Origin of the sequence: Paenibacillus sp. FSL R10-2734 (genome assembly GCF_037963865.1) — a bacterium.
Lineage (GTDB): Bacteria > Bacillota > Bacilli > Paenibacillales > Paenibacillaceae > Paenibacillus_AQ.
In genome coordinates, this window is record NZ_CP150170.1 from 2696912 (window position 1) to 2715507 (window position 18596).

Below are 18596 nucleotides of genomic sequence, written 5' to 3' on the forward strand. Positions count from 1 at the left end.
CACTTTGTTGTGGGTAAGGAGTCGTCCCACTCTCTATGGATGTGGGGACTCCTTGGGAAAATGAGGTATTATCGACCAGCCTGTGGCTGTGATAAAGTACAAAGGCATATCGACCAGCCTGCGACAGTGATGGAAATACATAGTAATATAGATTGTGATTGGAATTAATTAACAGATTCTAAATAGAAGAGATGATTATCTTAATTCTTAAAGATAATTATCTCTTTTTTATGATCTTTCTCAGCGTTTCTAATATTTGGATGTTTTTTTACATGGGCTCGGTCAATTCACTATAGATTTTCTACTGAAATTCTTAGCAAATCTAAAGGTATAGCGGATCAGTAAAAGAGGGGAGACAAGAGGTTGATGTTGCTTTTTTTAATACGGAGTTAATCTTTCTTTACTTAAAAATGAAACTTTTTGCCGTCGTATGCGTCTAATACTATGTTTTGTTATAACGAACGTGGCAAAAAGCAATTCTTCCGCTCTGCTGAGGGCGGTTGCGTTTTTGCGGGGAATATAAGAGGAGTATGAAAAAGACAGAGACCTACTTATATTTACAAATAGGAGCAGAGGAGTCATATCATGGATTTAAAGAAATTAACGTTAGTTGCTGTTTTGGCCATATCTCAGGCCGCCTCGGCAGTGCCGGCTTTTGCCGAAGCTGTCAATAATACCTCCAGTAATACCAATGCAGTAGGTGCAGCTGCTACATCTGTGACGGATGTAATGCCAGAAGCTACTGACCCATTGCCACCATTACAAACTGAGGTACCAGGGGGAGTAGTATCACCTACACCAACTCCAACCCCAACTCCAATTACTGGAGGAACAACTGAGCCTACGACAACAACCGAACCTGTTTCAACAACGGAACCAACGGCTACACCGATCCCTACTGCTACACCTGAAGCCACTACACAGCCTACACCAACAGATGGTGTTCGTGCAGCAGCTAGTAATCAGCTTGTACTTATGATGAACAGCAACAAAATGTACCAAAACGGCGTTGAATATTTGGCTAATCAACCTATGGCTGTGAAGAATGGTGTCTCATACGTTTCGATCCGAGCTATGGTAGAACGCGTAGGTGTGAAATACATTTACGATTATAAAACGAAAGAGACCATTGTTACCAAAGGAAGCGACGTAATGCGCTTTAAGACGGACAGTAAGATCTATTCCGTTAATGGTAAAAATGTAACGATGAAAGGTCCAGCTTACCAATTCAAAGGTACATTTATGGTTCCTTTGACGTCCATCACTGGGGCGTTAGGCATTCCTTATACCGTTGATAATGTGCAAAAACGAGTGATTCTTACACTAAACACGAAGCCTAAAGCTTCTTTTACAGTGCCAACTGAAATTTATGCTGGTGAACCTGTGAATTTCGTGACTTCCAGCTCTTCACCAAATGGTTCAGCCATTGTCGATGAACGTTGGGATGGAAATAAGCAGGATGTCTATGATACACCAGGGGTTTATGTAGTATCCTATTCTGTTATGGATGCGAATGGACAGTGGAGCGATCCTTACTCCGTGACCATCAATGTACTTAAACCTAATACACCGCCAGTCGCTAATTTCACGACTGACAAGGATTCCTACAAGATGGGTGAAATGATCACTTATTCGGACCTGAGCAGCGACCCAGACGGTGATCAAATTAAAGTGACTTGGACGAATAAAGCAGAAGCTTTCTTCACTCCAGGTCCAGCAACAGTTGCCATTAAAGTAGAAGATTCTCATGGCGCAATCAGCACTTTTGAGAAGACCATTAATATTTCGGATGAAGTCTTGTACAGTAAAGAAGATTTCTACAGATTATTTGCTTCTCCGGGTAGTGTATTTAACATCGATGGATCGATGGTTCCAACTTGGCAGAAGGTAGCCTATAATCTTTCTTCCGAGCCGTACACCCTTATCCGCAGTAACAGTCCAGAAACAGTGAATACGGAAGGGATTACTTACAAAGAAACATCATTCGGCGGAACTCGCTTCTTGGTTCACCACAAGAATAATATGAATATTAAAACGAAGGTGTATGTGATTGCTAAGAATAACAATCTGTACCCTACGACAATTACAACTGAGTATGTAGGATTTGGAGGTCCAAACTCTTATCCTGAAGGTACTGGCAAAATGTCTGTGCAGAGGTACTGGGAATCTATGCAGACCAGAAAAGATTATAAGACAACAGTCCTACAACCAGGGGAAAGCGTCTCGATTCTTACAGAACTAAACAAAATTGCGATGAAACCAGGCGAAATTGTGTCACTTCAAGCGGACTTATTTAGTGATTATCCTATTGAATATAATGTCATGATGATCGATGCGAATAAAGATCCACTGACTACACTTCCTACACTTCCGATCTTGGATCGTGATGGGGTGCATAACCGAGGAACTTATGCTGATTCTACACGCATCATGACGGTTACCGATGAAGTAGGAAAAAGTCCTGTAAGACTTCTAATTGGTGACAATTCGAGTGATTTGAATTTGATCGGTGTCGACCCAATGAATGGTACTGAAGCATCCAATGCCGGTAATTTCGGTGTGTTATACAAAATCAAATTCGAAAATGTTGCACCTAATTCCTTGATTACGTTTAATCCACGTGGCGGTAATTATATGGGGCCTGTCATGGTTAACGGTCAAATCGTACACATGCCAACATCGGGAAGTCTTTCAAGTGCTGACATGAACAGTGTGATTTATCGTACTGGCGATTATGGCGGTGCAGTAGAAATTTTGTTTAATGCAGCTTCTGGTAGTAACTTACCGGTGAATTTCTTGGTTACACCGCTACCAGCGAAGAAATAATAGAATAGGTACATTCCTTAAGCACTAATTGGGAATCACCTGAATTAATAGTCCGGCTGAATATTCCGCAAAGGAATACACAGCCGGACTTTTGTATTTTAATTGCATAATTTACTCAGATGAACACTCAAACGCACGGTTGCTTCATTGACGGGGCATTTATTTTGGGGCATTATTAAGAGAGTGAAATAGAAATGAACTGAAATGTTATGGGAGATGAGCGTATGCTGTCGACAGAACAAATATTAGAAGTCATGTCGGGGCAAGGACTGCGAATCACCGACCAACGCAAAACGCTTGCCAAGTTATTCGGCGAGAATAAGGGATACTTGTCAGCGAAGGATGTCTATGAGTATATGGGCCGCAAGTATAGCGGACTTAGCTTTGATACCGTGTACCGCAATCTGCGTGTAATGGAAGAGCTTGGTGTACTTGAACAAATCGTCTTTGAAGACGGAGTGAAATTCAAGGGAAGCTGTAATCATCAGGATCACCATCATCATATGATCTGCCTTCAATGCCAGAAAACCTACCCGATTAATTTTTGCCCGATGAATTTAACGGATACACCTGATCAATTCCGGGTAGTCAAGCATAAATTTGAGGTGTTCGGTTATTGCAAAGAATGTGAAGAGAACCGGGAAGAAGAACTAGTCGCAGCGGCAGATAACAAAAAAGGGGTCTAGCAATGGCGACCCTACGTAGAACGATTCAGGCACCAATTCGGGTGTACCGCAAGTACATTTCCCCGATTAAGCCTGCAACCTGTCGCTTCTATCCAACCTGCTCTGCCTATGCACTGGAGGCCATTGAAGTCCATGGGCCACTTAAGGGCTCATGGCTTGCTGCCAAGCGGATTGCTAGATGCCATCCCTTCCATCCAGGGGGACTTGATCCGGTTCCGCCTCTAGAAGAACACCCTTCGAAGAAGGATTCCGCTCGTGCGACTTGACACGAGGCCCTACCATTGGGTATATTCACAGGTAATAGTATGAATTCCGAGGAACGGATAAGTAAATCGGTACGTCCATTACAGAGAGCCGGAGTTAGCTGAAAGCCGGTATGGAGCGTTAGATTGAATATGGTCCGGGAGGAACTGTGTTCGAGCGGGAACTGTAATTGAGGTTCACGTAAGATAACGGCGTGTTCCAGCGTTAATGGACAGTTCCCAGATGGGAACTGGCGAAGCCTGTTCTCTGTGAAGAGACAGGAAATTTGGGTGGTATCGCGTGAGTTATACTCTCGCCCCATTATAGGGGCGGGAGTTTTTTGTCTTTTTATGAAAGAAAGGATGATTAATCAATGAGCGAGAAGAAAACTTTTTACTTAACTACACCTATCTACTATCCGAGTGATAAGCTGCATATCGGACATGCGTATTCTACCGTAGCTGGAGATGCAATGGCCCGCTACAAACGTCTACGCGGCTATGATGTAAGGTATCTTACAGGTACTGATGAGCATGGTCAAAAGATTGAACGGAAGGCAGAGGAAGCAGGTAAAACCCCTCAGCAGTTCGTAGATGACATCGTTGTTGGCATTAAGGAACTTTGGCGCAAGCTAGACATCTCCAATGACGACTTTATCCGTACTACGGAAGAACGTCATAAAAAGGTTGTTCAGGATATTTTTGATCGACTGCTCAAGCAAGGCGATATCTATAAAGGCGAATACGAAGGCTGGTATAGTATTCCGGATGAAACCTTTTATACAGAAACGCAATTGGTTGATATCGTGCGAGATGACAATGGCGTAATCATTGGTGCAAAAAGCCCTGATAGCGGTCATCCCGTTGAACTGGTGAAGGAAGCAAGCTATTTCTTCCGGATGAGTAAATATGCAGATCGATTGCTACAATTTTATGAGGAGAATCCGGAGTTTATTTTGCCGGAATCCCGTAAGAACGAAATGATTAATAACTTTATTAAGCCGGGTCTGGAGGATCTTGCGGTTTCCCGTACGACTTTCGATTGGGGTGTTAAAGTTAAAGGTGACGAAAAGCATGTAGTGTACGTATGGATTGATGCGTTGACGAACTACATTACTGCTCTGGGTTACGGTTCTGAGGATCGGAGTCTGTACGACAACTTCTGGCCTGCAGATGTACACATTGTCGGCAAAGAAATCGTCCGTTTCCATACCATTTACTGGCCGATCATTCTGATGGCGCTGGGTGAGCCTCTTCCGAAAAAGGTGTTTGCACATGGCTGGCTGCTCATGAAGGATGGCAAAATGTCGAAATCCAAAGGTAACGTAGTAGATCCTGTTACATTGATTGATCGTTACGGTCTGGATGCACTACGTTATTACTTGCTACGGGAAGTGCCGTTTGGTTCGGATGGCACGTTCACACCTGAAAGCTTTGTCGATCGGGTCAACTATGATCTTGCTAACGACCTTGGTAACCTGTTGAACCGTACAGGCGCGATGGTGGAGAAGTATTTCGGTGGAGAGCTTCCGGCGTATGAAGGAAATGTAACAGCATTTGATGGTGAGCTTCAAGCTGCGGCAGAGAACACTTATGCCAAAGTAGAAGAAGCGATGGAAAAAATGGAGTTCTCCGTAGCACTGACAGCTATTGGGACCTTAATCAGCCGCACCAATAAATATATAGATGAGACACAGCCATGGGTGCTTGCTAAGGATGAGAGCAGAACAGCCGAGTTGGCTTCAGTGATGAGACATCTCGTAGAAGGTCTTCGTACGGCTTCCATTCTGCTACAACCGTTCTTGACGCAAACGCCAGCGAAGATTTGGGAACAGCTTGGAATCGCACCAGGTGAGCTGACAACTTGGGACAGCGGTAAGACTTTCGGTCTGATTCCGGCAGGAACAAAGCTGGTGAAAGGCAATCCAATCTTCCCACGTCTGGATGTAGAGCAAGAGGTTGCTTATATCGCAGAAGCGATGGGCGCTGGTAAGCCGGCTGCTGAAGCGGCCGAAGCAGCACCTGCTGCTCCTGAGGTATCAGAGCCTGAGGAAGAGCATAAAGAAGAAATCGGCATCGACGATTTCGCCAAAGCTGAGCTTCGCGTAGCTCAGGTCATTGCATGTGAGCCCGTAAAGAAAGCCGACAAGCTGCTGAAGCTGCAACTAGATCTAGGTTATGAGCAGCGTCAAGTCGTTTCTGGTATCGCGAAGTTTTATACACCTGAAGAGCTGGTGGGACGCAAAGTGATTTGTATTGTGAACCTGAAGCCAGTGAAGCTGCGTGGGGAGCTGTCACAAGGGATGATTCTAGCGGCTTCTAAAGGTGATCAGCTAACCATTGCCACGGTACCAGACAGCATGCCAAATGGAGCTATTGTGAAGTAAGACTTGTTATTTAGAAATATAAGAAAATGTGTTAAATGAAAGGGAATGCTCCTTCAGCCGGATAGGCTGGGGAACATTCCTTTTTTCAAAGTATACGCAGGGAAAAGGTTCTGAGTCATCTTACCAGGATTTATTGTTGACTTATCGTAATGATTACTATTATACTTCTAATAGTAAAGATTACGATTTGAGAGGGAGATCAATTTAATGGTTGCCATGAAGTCACGAATAAGTTTGCTCACACTTGCACTAATACTGGTATTTACACTTACTGCATGTGGACCTAAGAGCAGTGGAAGTATAGTTGAAGGGAAAGTAAATGTGGTGACTACTTTTTATCCCATTTATGAGTTTACTAAGGAAATTGGTGGAGACGATATAAATGCTATTAACCTGCTTCCAGTAGGTGTAGAGCCGCATGATTGGACACCACGTAGTCAGGACATTGTCAACACCTCTAAAGCACAATTGTTCCTGTACAATGGAGCAGGACTTGAAGGTTGGGTTCCTAATTTTCTAAAGGGACTTGATAGTAGCAGTAAGGTGGAAGCCGTTGAAGTAAGTAAAGGTGTCGATTTAATAATGACCGATGAAGATGACGGGCATGATCACGGGGGAAGCAGTGAAGAGGATCATCATGAGGAAGATGCTGATCATGCTAACCATTCTTCTGGGGACAGCCTTCATACAGACCCACATACATGGGTAAGCCCGAAATCAGCGATCATCATGGCCCGCAATATCAAAGAAAGCCTTCAGTCCGTGGACCCGGAGCATAAAGATGGTTATGAAGAGCGTTACAATAAGCTTGCTGAACGTTTAGAGGCTTTGGATAGTAAATTTGAACAGGAGCTTACAAAGCTGCCTAATCACGAAATCGTAGTTTCACACCAAGCATTCTCATACCTTGCTCGTGATTATGGTCTTGAACAGCATGCGATTATGGGATTATCACCTGACGCAGAGCCAAGAGGACAGGATTTAGTGAACCTAGCGAAGTTGGTCAAAGATGAAGGCATCAAGTATATCTTTTTTGAAGAGCTTGTCTCCGATAAACTGGCAAAGACGTTAGCCGCTGAAGCCGGTGTGTCCACTATGGTTCTTAATCCGGTAGAGGGTCTTACTGCGGAGCAAGAAAGGAATGGCGATAACTACTTCACTCTGATGGAGAAAAATTTGCAAAATCTGATTATGGCTTTACAATAATAAGGAAAGTATAAGGAAAAGGCGGTGCTTAAGCTTGCAATCGGTATCCTTGGACTGCCATCAGCATATCATCGATATACAGGATCTTTCTTTTTCATATGGCGAACAGAAGGTGATCTCGAATCTAAACTATAGTGTAAGAGAACGAGACTTCCTAGGTATCATTGGTTCTAATGGTGCTGGCAAAACAACCCTGATGAAGATGATCGTCGGTTTGCTTCCGGCAAGTAGTGGTGAAATCAAATTATTTGGAACACCTGTCCGCAAGTTTAAAGACTGGGAACGGATTGGTTATGTTCCGCAAAAGAACGCCTTCAACCCGTTATTCCCAGCAACTGTCCGTGAAGTAGTGTTGTCTGGTTTGTACAACAACAAGAACCTTATTCGGAGAGTATCCAAGGCACAGCATGGTCAGTGTGAAGATGCGCTGGAAGTGATGCGGATACAGGATATTGCGGAGAAAAGAGTAGGTCAGCTGTCAGGTGGACAGCAGCAGCGTGTATTTCTCGCGCGTGCGCTGATTAACCATCCAGATTTGCTGATTTTGGATGAGCCTACGGTCGGTATTGATGCTGAATCACAAGCAGGATTCTTTGAGTTAATTACACATATGCATGCCCATCATCATATGACATTCCTGATGGTGTCGCATGATATCGACATGATTAAGAATTACTTAGGTAATGAACCTGTGCAAACGAACGGTAAGATTAACTTTTTCTCCCGACATTCTCATGATTTGCAGAATTGTACGGAAGAGAACCTGCAGCACACGCTCTCTTAGGTCTTGGTCAAACTCTAGGCGCAGTTTTCTCTGTGGTTAGAGTTATACATAGAGTGAGCGCGAAAGTCAGGGAGTTCTAATTCTTTCCGTATCTAAATAACGTGACGCTGTAAGCGTGCCCCGTAAGGGGCGAAAGCGATCTTACCTCGACCTATCTAAGTTCAGTAACCCCACCTCCTACGCCAGTTGCACTTGACGGGTTTCCAGAGGGCAGAGCCCTTGGGGCCCTCCCTTGGAAGGGAGGGTTTGGGAGGGATCGAAAAAAGGTTTTAATAATTAAAAATGTTTCAATTGTTCTACGGAGGAGAGTTAAAGTTGGAAATTCTATTTAGCGATTTTTTTCAGCGGGCGCTTGCAGGCGGTCTGCTGATTGGCATTACAGCGCCGCTTATAGGCGTTTTTCTTGTGCTTAGACGTTTATCTATGATTGGGGACACGCTGGCTCATGTTACCATCGCCGGTGTGGCACTTGGCTTTTTAACAGGACTCTACCCGCTGGGAGCAGGTCTTGTTTTTGCAGTGGTGGCTTCCTTCGCGATAGAGAAGCTACGCAAGGCTTATAAGAGTTATGCAGAGCTCTCAATTGCCATCATTATGTCGGGCGGGGTAGCTTTAGCCTCACTCTTTTTCACCTTAGGAAAAGGTTATAATGCGGACGTTATGAGTTACTTGTTCGGTAGCATTTATACGCTTGATAATACCGATTTAATCGTAGTAGGGATCGTAACGATAGCAGTTGTAGTAGTTGTGACGATGTTCTTTAAGGAGTTCTTTTTGCTTAGCTTTGAAGAGGATGCGGCAAGTGTAAGTGGATTGCCCGTGAAGCTGCTTAACATGCTAATTACCGTTCTGACGGCGCTTGTAATCAGCACAGCGATCAAAATTGTAGGTTCGTTGCTAGTATCTGCACTGCTGACCATTCCAGTGGCAATCAGCTTATTGCTGTCTCGAAGCTTTAAATCTTCGGTTATCCTATCGGTCATCATTTCGGAAATTGCTGTTGTAGGCGGACTAGTAGTAGCAGGAGTTTGGAATTTGGCGCCTGGTGCTACCATTGTGCTTTTACTCATATCACTATTAGTGTTGACTTTGATTGGCAAAAAGGGTTTACCAGCATAAACAGCGAATAAAATATACGATATCAAATATTTACATGAAGTGACTCGAATGTGGAAGGAGAGCCGCTACTTTGTCTAATATCAATGCAGGAATAGCCTTAGCAGCAGGGGTAGCATCGTTTATATCACCTTGCTGTTTGCCGCTTTATCCCTCTTATTTATCGTATATTACCGGATTATCGGTTCAACAATTGAAGTCGGGAAGCAATACCAAAGAGATTCGTATACGTACAATAACCCATACTTTGGCATTTATTTTAGGCTTTTCAGCGGTTTTTTACACACTAGGGTTTGGTGCAGGGTTATTTGGACAATTCTTTAATGAGCAGCGTGATCTGATCCGGCAATTGTCGGCGATTCTGATTATTGTGATGGGATTATTTCTGCTTGGGATCTTTCAACCGCAGTTTCTGCTTCGCGAACGTAAGCTTGATTTAAAATGGAAGCCGGCGGGTTATTTGGGGTCGTTTATATTTGGGATCGGTTTTTCTGCAGGCTGGTCTCCATGTATAGGCCCGATTCTAACCGCGATTATCGCACTTTCCGCAAGTGAACCTGGCACGTGGTTCACATTGATTACGGCTTATAGCATCGGGTTCGCATTGCCATTTTTTGTTTTAGCCTTCTTCCTTGGTGGAGCCAGACGAATTCTAAAGTATTCAAATGTGTTGATGAAGATTGGTGGCGTTCTCATGGTATTCATGGGCGTTCTGCTCTTTACAGATCAAATGTTTCGGATCACAGTGTGGCTACAGGGAATCACGCCTGATTGGCTAATTTTTTAAAATATCACGCAAACACGTTTAGGTGAAATAATCAATCCCTGCCTCTGGAAAATGCTCGAATATCCGCTCTGTGATAAACTCTCGCAGGGCGTTTTGTTGTTCATCGGGATAAACATATTTATTTTGTCCCCAGCGACCCCACTTCTTCTTGCGCTTCTCCATATCCATCTCTAGCTTGGATTTGGGGTAGCGCTTCTCTATTACCGTCTTAGCGGTTTTAGTGAATCGATGCTGAATCATTTCGAAGGTTAAGCCTTTTCCAACTTCAGGGGGGAGGGTCTGGGCTAATTTGGTCAGTAGCTCTGCGTAGCCTTCTTGCCAGCCGTCATACCATATAATTGGAGCTATGATAAAGCCAAGTGGATAACCCGCCCTTGCTACCTTGCCAGCGGCTTCAATACGCTCCTCAAAGCGGGAGGTGGCAGGCTCGAAATTCTTGATTACATAATCTGCGTTCACGCTGAAGCGAACTCTGGTATGTCCGTTATGTTTTAATGCAAGTAAAGGTTCAACATGCTGAAATTTGGTTACAAAACGAAGTCGGCCGAGTGGCTCGTCAGCCATGAAGTTAATTAACTCAGTAAGAGAACCGGTAATATGCTCCAGTCCTAATGGATCTGACGTACATGCAGCTTCAAAGGTCGTGATTTCGGGACTACGCTCCACGATATATTTTTTGGAGACATCAATAATGTCTTCTGTGTTCACATATACACGAATATAAGGCTTTGCACCTAAGGTAGTCTGCAAATAGCAATAATGACAGTGCCCCATGCAACCAGTTGCGATTGGAATCGCGTAATCTGCGGAAGGTTTGGATTGGTCAAACTTTAAGGTTTTACGTAAGCCGACAACGAGCGTTCTTTTGGCAATTTTATATTGCTCAACCTCTGTTTCACCGGGGAAATTCATAATTCGATTATGTGATGTGGTCATACGATAGGGGATATCGTTAGCTTTTACCCACTCCATAATGCTTACACCTTTAGGGTAATTTAAAGCATTTGGTTCGAAGAAAACAAGCTCTGGAAGAAAAAGTGCGGTAGGTTTTCTGGATCTTTTTATCGTAGAAGGCTCCGGCGTCACAATAGTCATATATTCACACTCCTTTTGAATGACGAGTATGTTTATTATGTCTAACTCAGTCCCAATAAAAGCATGGCAAACATGTGCAACGCATCTTCAACTTCCTTTGAAGGACTTGCCAAGGTGCGTTAGAAACATGTATCATTGTTAGAGCAAGGTTTGGCCCGGCGCCATGCTCATTATAGAAAAGAGGTAAAGTTTAATGCCAACACCCAGCATGGAGGATTATTTGGAGCGCATATACAAGCTCATAGATGAGAAAGGTTATGCGCGGGTCTCGGATATTGCCGAGGGACTGGAAGTACACCCCTCCTCTGTGACCAAGATGATCCAAAAACTGGATAAGGACGAATATCTCATCTATGAGAAATATCGTGGGCTTGTCCTAACCAACAAAGGGAAAAAAGTAGGGAAACGTCTTGTTGATCGACATCAACTATTGGAGGAATTCCTCGGATTGATCGGAGTACAGCAGGAATATATTTATAATGATGTTGAAGGGATCGAGCATCACTTAAGCTGGGATTCGATTACGCGGATTGAAACGTTGGTAGAATATTTCCGCCGTGACGAAGAGCGTCTACAGACTTTATATGCGATCCACAATGAACTGACAAGCGATTCTTAAAAATGTTTTTTCCCGAAACGGATACTGTCCTAAAAGTTATGCGTAGCAAGGCTTTCGTGAGCATAATCAGCGGATAGTATAGCCGTTTCTATTTTGTTTAGTGCAACCTTTCCCAGTTTTTAGCGTCAAAACGGATACAGTCCTTTTTAAAATATAAGAGAGTATGAGTTTTATTCAATACTTCTTATATTTTTTGCAGAGACAGATACCGCCTTTTTAGAAGGAGGCATTCTCTTATCTGCATGAAGGATTTATCCGTTTTTTCTTATTTTTTGGATACATATTTTTTAGATTTGGGGAGGAATTATGAATTATCGTAAATGGATGTTGAGCTTGTTAGTACTCATGTTGTTTCTGCCTTTATGGTCTCCTGGTGCACGCGCGGCAGCGGTGCAGATTACCATTGAACTGGATGGAGAGGCGCTGGCTAGTGATGTGCCTCCGTATATCACAGCTTCCAATGTAACAATGGTGCCAATTAGTGTGATCAGTAAAGGATTAAATGCCGGTGTAGTATGGAATCAAAGTAGTAAGACAGTAACCATCACCCAAGGAGATACAGAGATAAAGCTGACTAGTGGTCAAAAAAATGCATTAGTTAACAATGCTTCTGTAGGCCTTGATACCTCTGTGCAGATTAAGCAGGGACGGGTAATGGTACCGATTCGGTTTGTAAGTGAGCAATTGGGACTGCAAGTGTTATGGGATCAGGTCAACAAGCATATTTCCTTGTTCTCCAACACTGAACCGCCACAATCTGTCGATCCAGAAAAACCAACGACGCCAACAGTACCAACAGTACCAACGGTGCCAACAATACCTACTACCCCTGGTGGATCGACTAGTAAGGAGATGAAGGGGGCCTGGATCTCCACGGTGTTCAATTTGGACTGGCCTTCAGTGTCTTCTGCGGGTAATGAAGCAAAACAAAAGCAAGAGTTTGATAATCTGTTAGACAAGCTAAAGGCGGTTGGTTTTAATGCTGTATTTGTTCAGGTTAGACCTTCGGCAGACAGTCTATATCCTTCGACATTAGTCCCTTGGTCTAAGGTATTGACGGGTACACAGGGGAAGAATCCGGGATATGATCCTCTAAGCTATATGGTCAGTGCTGCTCATTCACGCGGCATGCAGTTTCATGCTTGGTTCAACCCGTTCCGTGCAACGACAGATGCTTCCACATCAGTATTAGCCAGTAACCATGTGGTAAAGGCACATCCAGAATGGATAGTGGATGCAGGTGGTAAAAAATATATTAATCCGGGTATTCCTGAAGCCCGCCAACATATTATCGACACAGTGATGGAAGTCGTTAAAGGTTACGATATTGATGGCGTCCATTTGGATGATTACTTCTATCCTTCAAATGTTTCTTTTGCCGATGATGCTGCATTTAAGACCTACAATACGAAAAACCTATCTACTAAGGCCGATTGGCGCCGGGATAATATTAATGAATTTGTCCGTCAGTTGGGAGAACAGATTCATAAGGTGAAGCCGAAGGTTTCTTATGGGATCAGCCCTTTTGGAGTATGGCGCAATATTAAAAGTGATAGTACGGGGTCAGACACCAGTGCAGGAGTAACTGCTTATGACAGCATGTATGCGGATGTTCGGACATGGATTAAGCAGGGCTGGATTGATTATGTCGCTCCGCAAATTTATTGGAGTCTGTCCTTTAGCACAGCCCGTTATGACAAGTTGGTGGATTGGTGGGTAAAAGAAGTCGAGAATACGAATGTTAAGCTCTACATCGGGCTAGGTGCGTATAAGGTCGGAGCAAGTGATCAAAAGGCAGAATGGCAAAGTGGAGATCAAATAATTAATCAGCTCAAATATAATGAGAAATATGAAGAGGTTGCAGGTAGTATCATGTTCAGAGCGAATGACGTCGTAGTCCGCAATCCGTTTGGGTTGTCGAGTTTATTGACCTTTTATTTTCAATCCAATTAGATTAGCTGTTATTCATAAGGAGTCATGAATGATCCCCCGTGCTCATAGATAAGCAATAGAATCTATGGGAAACGGGGGATTTTTGCGTATGGAGATTAACGCTGTATTCGAAGGAGGAGGCGTAAAGGGGATTTCTCTCGCGGGAGCAGTTGAAGCTACAGAAAGGGCGGGCTGGACTTTTAAAAGTGTAGCAGGAACCTCCTCAGGTGCGATTATAGCCACTTTACTAGCAGCGGGCTATGATGGTGAGGAAATGAGTCGGATGATTCAAGGGACGTCCTTTTCATCGTTTCTGAAGCGGGCTCCCATTTATAACACTGCCATTGTAGGTCCTGCGCTGCGTGTAATGTTAAAGAAGGGATTATATTCCGGAGAAGCATTGGAATCCTGGGTAAGAACATTATTGCTGAAAAAGGGAATCGTTACCTTCCGTGATCTGCCTTCTGGTAAATTATCTATCATCGCATCTGATATCACAAATGGAAGGATATTGGTATTGCCCGATGGCTTGGAGCAGTATGGGATCTCTCCAGAGCATTTTGAAGTGGCCAAGGCAGTACGAATGAGCTGTAGCATTCCTTATTTTTTTGATCCAGTCATGCTAAGACTAAATGGGCAAGCAGCTAGAGGGAAATCCTTTACAGAGCAGTTTGTGTATGTTGTGGATGGTGGACTTTTGAGTAATTTCCCATTGTGGCTATTTGACGGTAAGAATAATGGGAGTAAACAACTGGGGGGTAAAATTCCTACGGTCGGTTATCAAACGGTAGGTAAGACCGATCCACAGCCGCATAGAATTAGAGGACCATTCAGTATGCTGCAGGCTATGGTAACTACTATGCTCTCTGCTCATGATGAGCGATATATCGAAGGGGATAAATTAGTCCGCACGGTGAAAATTCCTACCCTAGGTATTGGGACGACTCAGTTTGAAATTACAAAAGCGCAAAGTGATGAATTGTATGCTGCTGGACTAAAGGCTGGGGAAGTATTCTTTAAGGAGTGGCGGCCACGATAACTAGCGGGGCATCATCATATCAGAAAAAAGCATCCCGCACGTTACTTAAAACGTGGAGATGCTTTTTGGAGTTTTTGTGAAGTTAGTGATACTTCGGAAGCTGATCGTCATTTTTCCCTTTACTTCCTTCAATCACTTGGAACGGATAGCTTTTGCGTTTGCCTGGAGCAGCTTGAGTCTTGCGAATTCCTGCTACCTTTGACATGGTTTTCTGGGAAGGCTTCACTTTAACCTTAGATCCATTACTGCTGCGAGCATATTTTCCTGGCCCCATTTTTTTGTAAGCATAATAAATGATTGCGAACAATACTAAGGGGAGAATCAGCTTCGACAGCGTATAGAAGGGTGCAGTCAAGACTCCAATCACAAAACCGAAAATCGCAAGCGTAACCGCAATCCAAAAAATTAAAGCATGCCTGATCATAGATCACTCATCCTTTCGCAGGATCCAATATACCGCTGGACACACTTGCCTCCGTATATCCTCTTGCTTCAATCGCAGCATCAAGCTCACGCATACGGTTGAAAGAGGCAATAGATACTTCTACCTGATCGTCTTTTGGCTCTTTGGTCGTAAGGAGTTGCAGCCACAATCCAGGGTAACCTAGATATTTAAGGCCTGGAACTTCTCTTACAGCATTGGTTGCCTTCAGAACTTCAAACGATACGCCAATCACGACTGGCAACAAAATAATCCGCTGGATCACACGTTCCCAAAGATTATCCCATGGTACTACGGAATAAATGATCACCCCGAGGATAATCGTCAGCATCATAAAGCTGCTTCCGCAACGGTAATGCAGACGGCTGTATTTCTGTACGTTCTGAACGGTCAGCTCTTCGCCTGCTTCAAAGGCGCTGATGACTTTATGTTCGGCACCGTGGTATTGGAACAGTCGCTTGATTACAGGGGTTTGAGAAATCGCCCATAAATAGACCAGCAAGAGAATCATTTTGATGCCGCCTTCTATGAGGTTGTGCAGTACGTAGTTATCAAATACATCCTTAAATAAAAAATCCTCTACAAAAACCGGAACAAGCGTAAATATGAGTTTACCGAACAAAAAGGAGAGAATACCCATTACAGCAACACCAAAAATCATTCCTAGGCTCCAGCCTTCATCCTTTTTCTTCGGCTTCGCTTTTTCCTTCTCCAGTTCTTCCGGTTCCAATTCATCTTCAGCATAGGATTCAGCTGAATAATTCAAGTGCTTAGAGCCTTTAGCGCTGGCATCTATAATACTGACAAGGCCGCGAAGCAGCGGAATCTTGCGCAGTTTCGTGACCCAGCTCTTATCTCTTTTGGGTACCTCTAAAAATGTGATTTCCTGATTCTTTCGTCGTACGGCTGTTACATTGATATGCTTGCCGCCGAACATGACACCTTCAATGACGGCTTGGCCGCCGTAACTGGGAGTTTCCTGGGACAACCAATTCACCTTCTCGTATTTAATATGATTTATATTCTACATTGTAACTAATTTTTGAAGACATTACTAGTTGGATCGCCTTTTGCTGTACATACTATCTTCTAGAGCGAGCGAGAGATAAATCAGCATTGAAAATAAAGAAAGCGAGGCAATTTTATGAGCAAATCTCATCAACAACAATCGGGGCATACAAATATTTGGCTTTTTGCACTCGAATTGGGTTTTTTTGCAGGATTGATTTGGGGTGGGTTGCATTGGCTAACCTATTGGCTCAGTTTTACCAAAGTCAGCCCTGCCTTTATCGCAGAGCCTTTTTTCAAACATGAATTTTTGACAACAGCGTTAGGGCATTTCGTGGGCTATTTGATTTTTATTGTATTTTCAGTGATAGCTTCCTTGCTGTATGTACTAATTTTACGCAAGCTGAAGGGGCCCTGGCCAGGGCTGGTCTATGGCGTCTTATGGTGGTCGGTTATATTTATTCCTGGCTCTCAATTGTTTCTTATGCAGCCTCCTTTCACACTGCCGTGGAACACGGTCATTAGTGAGTTCTGTATTTTTTTACTCTGGGGAATGTTCATTGGATACACAGCGGCGATCGAGTATACCGACGAACGAAAGCGTGAGCAAAGCACAGCGCTTGCCTAACGGCTCGAAAAAACTTCTCAAGGGGATAACCCTATGTTAAAATACAATGTGGCTATTTCGAGAGGAGAATGAAAATGGGTAACAAGCGTGTCTCCAAGCTACGTAAGGTTTTGCAGGATCAAGGATTGGACGCAATGTTGATAACCAGCGGTTATAACCGCCGCTATTTAAGTGGATTTACCGGATCGTCCGGTTATGTATTGGTGACAAGTGATGATTGTTATCTGCTGACTGACTTCAGGTATATGACACAGGCTGCGGACCAAGCAGTGGGGGTTAAAGTTGTAGAACACGCAACTCAGTTCATTGATACAGTACGCGAGCTTCTGCCTTCTGGCAAAGAGGTACGTGTCGGTTTCGAACAGGATGTTGTTTCATTCAGCGCGTACACCTCATATGCAGAAGCACTTAAGCCGGCAGTGTTAGTTCCAATTTCCAAAGCCGTGGAAGACCTTCGTAAGTTTAAGGATGAGGAAGAGCTTGCTGTTATGCAACGTGCAGCAGATTTGGCTGATGCTACGTTCAGTCATATTCTGAAGGTGATCAAGCCGGGCATGACTGAGCGCGATGTTGATCTGGAAATGGAATTTTATATGCGTACCCATGGTGCAACCTCTTCATCGTTTGATACGATTGTTGCTTCAGGCGAACGTTCGTCCATGCCACATGGAGTAGCAAGCGGCCGTGTAATTCAAGGCAATGAATTCATTACCTTTGATTTCGGTGCACTACTGGATGGCTATTGCTCAGATTTGACAAGAACCATTGCACTCGGAGCACCGAATCCGAAGCTGAAAGAGATCTATGATATTGTGCTGGAAGCTCAGCTACATACGTTAGCACATATCAAACCAGGTATGACAGGACGGGAATGTGATGCCTTAGCGCGTGATATCATTGCTAGCTACGGATATGGTGAACAATTTGGACACAGCACAGGTCATGGACTGGGAATGGAAGTTCATGAGTGGCCGCGTTTGTCCAAACTTAGTGATGAAATTATGCAGCCGGGTATGGTCGTAACTGTGGAGCCTGGTATCTATTTACCAGGAATTGGCGGAGTACGTATTGAAGACGACATTGTGATCACGGAGAGCGGAATATCGCTGCTGACCCATTCGTCCAAAGAATATACAGTACTGTAAGTAAGCGTGATGGATTAGATTAATTATGAATTTTGGAGGGATTTTTAGTGATTTCAGTAAATGATTTTAAAACAGGTTTGACCGTAGAGGTAGAAGGCGATATTTTTACCGTTATTGATTTCCAACACGTTAAGCCAGGTAAAGGTGCAGCATTTGTTCGTTCCAAGCTTAAGAACTTGCGTAACGGTAACACAGTAGAGCGTACATTCCGTGCAGGTGAAACAATTGGCCGTGCGATTATCGAGAACCGCGGTGTACAATATCTGTATGCAAGTGGATCTGACCATGTATTCATGGACAATGAAACTTATGACCAATTCGAATTGTCCGAAAAACAACTGGAATGGGAATTGAATTTCCTTAAAGAGAATATGACTGTAAACATTGTTAGTTACAAAGGTGAAATTCTCGGAATCAATCTTCCTACCAGCGTAGAGTTGAAGGTTGTTGAAACTGAGCCTGGCGTTAAAGGAAATACAGCTCAAGGTGCTACGAAATCGGCCAAGCTTGAAACCGGTCATAGTGTTCAGGTTCCATTGTTCATCAACGAAGAAGACGTCTTGCTCATCGATACCCGCGAAGGTAAATATATCTCCCGCGCGTAGGCAATAGAATACAAACCTAGATTTCACCAGAACAGCCTCCCCGTTTTTA

Annotated in this window: 17 protein-coding genes and 1 other annotated feature; of the genes, 14 read left to right on the plus strand and 3 right to left on the minus strand. The window is 43.7% G+C overall.

Annotated elements, in window-relative coordinates:
• Positions 1-585 precede the first annotated feature (585 nt).
• From NSS67_RS11640 to NSS67_RS11675, 8 genes are all read left to right on the plus strand, one after another.
• Positions 586-2826, plus strand: a complete 2241-nt coding sequence (locus NSS67_RS11640) for a stalk domain-containing protein (protein WP_339319680.1) — start codon at positions 586-588, stop codon at positions 2824-2826.
• A 224-nt stretch (positions 2827-3050) separates the two neighbouring features.
• Positions 3051-3512 carry a transcriptional repressor gene (locus NSS67_RS11645; protein WP_339319681.1) on the plus strand — a complete coding sequence of 154 codons (462 nt, stop codon included), beginning with the start codon at positions 3051-3053 and terminating at the stop codon, positions 3510-3512.
• A 2-nt stretch (positions 3513-3514) separates the two neighbouring features.
• On the plus strand, positions 3515-3778 hold the full coding sequence (gene yidD, locus NSS67_RS11650) for a membrane protein insertion efficiency factor YidD (RefSeq protein WP_339319682.1): 264 nt from the start codon (positions 3515-3517) through the stop codon (positions 3776-3778).
• 40 nt (positions 3779-3818) lie between these two features.
• Positions 3819-4079 (plus strand) — a binding site (T-box leader).
• 49 nt (positions 4080-4128) lie between these two features.
• Positions 4129-6141 (plus strand): methionine--tRNA ligase, encoded by a 2013-nt coding sequence (gene metG, locus NSS67_RS11655; protein ID WP_339319683.1) that lies wholly within the window; start codon positions 4129-4131, stop codon positions 6139-6141.
• Positions 6142-6357: 216 nt separating this feature from the next.
• Positions 6358-7347, plus strand: coding sequence for a zinc ABC transporter substrate-binding protein (locus tag NSS67_RS11660; RefSeq protein WP_339319684.1), 990 nt, complete (start codon positions 6358-6360; stop codon positions 7345-7347).
• 34 nt (positions 7348-7381) lie between these two features.
• Positions 7382-8131, plus strand: coding sequence for a metal ABC transporter ATP-binding protein (locus tag NSS67_RS11665; RefSeq protein ID WP_339319685.1), 750 nt, complete (start codon positions 7382-7384; stop codon positions 8129-8131).
• Positions 8132-8446: 315 nt separating this feature from the next.
• Positions 8447-9250, plus strand: coding sequence for a metal ABC transporter permease (locus NSS67_RS11670; RefSeq protein WP_339319686.1), 804 nt, complete (start codon positions 8447-8449; stop codon positions 9248-9250).
• A gap of 70 nt (positions 9251-9320) precedes the next feature.
• Positions 9321-10034 (plus strand): cytochrome c biogenesis CcdA family protein, encoded by a 714-nt coding sequence (locus tag NSS67_RS11675; RefSeq protein ID WP_339319687.1) that lies wholly within the window; start codon positions 9321-9323, stop codon positions 10032-10034.
• Between the two features lie 18 nt (positions 10035-10052).
• Here NSS67_RS11675 and splB read toward each other — a convergent pair whose 3' ends face one another.
• Positions 10053-11129: a spore photoproduct lyase gene (gene splB, locus NSS67_RS11680; protein WP_339319688.1), complete on the minus strand. Its 1077-nt coding sequence runs from the start codon at positions 11127-11129 to the stop codon at positions 10053-10055.
• A 193-nt stretch (positions 11130-11322) separates the two neighbouring features.
• Between splB and mntR the strand changes: the two genes are divergently transcribed.
• From mntR to NSS67_RS11695, 3 genes are all read left to right on the plus strand, one after another.
• A complete protein-coding gene (gene mntR / locus NSS67_RS11685) occupies positions 11323-11748 on the plus strand; it encodes a transcriptional regulator MntR (RefSeq protein WP_339319689.1) in 426 nt (141 codons plus the stop codon).
• A 306-nt stretch (positions 11749-12054) separates the two neighbouring features.
• Positions 12055-13701, plus strand: a complete 1647-nt coding sequence (locus tag NSS67_RS11690; RefSeq protein ID WP_339319690.1) for a family 10 glycosylhydrolase — start codon at positions 12055-12057, stop codon at positions 13699-13701.
• 88 nt (positions 13702-13789) lie between these two features.
• A complete protein-coding gene (locus NSS67_RS11695) occupies positions 13790-14719 on the plus strand; it encodes a patatin-like phospholipase family protein (RefSeq protein ID WP_339319691.1) in 930 nt (309 codons plus the stop codon).
• Between the two features lie 82 nt (positions 14720-14801).
• On the opposite strand, the gene NSS67_RS11700 is transcribed toward NSS67_RS11695, so the two are convergent.
• Positions 14802-15143 (minus strand): hypothetical protein, encoded by a 342-nt coding sequence (locus NSS67_RS11700; RefSeq protein WP_339319692.1) that lies wholly within the window; start codon positions 15141-15143, stop codon positions 14802-14804.
• A gap of 7 nt (positions 15144-15150) precedes the next feature.
• Positions 15151-16149, minus strand: a complete 999-nt coding sequence (locus NSS67_RS11705; protein WP_339319693.1) for a DUF1385 domain-containing protein — start codon at positions 16147-16149, stop codon at positions 15151-15153.
• Positions 16150-16305: 156 nt separating this feature from the next.
• Here NSS67_RS11705 and NSS67_RS11710 point away from each other — a divergent pair, with 156 nt between their 5' ends.
• From NSS67_RS11710 to efp, 3 genes are all read left to right on the plus strand, one after another.
• Complete coding sequence (locus NSS67_RS11710) at positions 16306-16797, plus strand: YqhR family membrane protein (RefSeq protein ID WP_339319694.1); 492 nt, start codon at positions 16306-16308, stop codon at positions 16795-16797.
• A 74-nt stretch (positions 16798-16871) separates the two neighbouring features.
• On the plus strand, positions 16872-17942 hold the full coding sequence (locus NSS67_RS11715) for a Xaa-Pro peptidase family protein (protein ID WP_339319695.1): 1071 nt from the start codon (positions 16872-16874) through the stop codon (positions 17940-17942).
• A gap of 47 nt (positions 17943-17989) precedes the next feature.
• Positions 17990-18547 (plus strand): elongation factor P, encoded by a 558-nt coding sequence (gene efp / locus NSS67_RS11720; protein WP_339319696.1) that lies wholly within the window; start codon positions 17990-17992, stop codon positions 18545-18547.
• Positions 18548-18596: the final 49 nt, after the last annotated feature.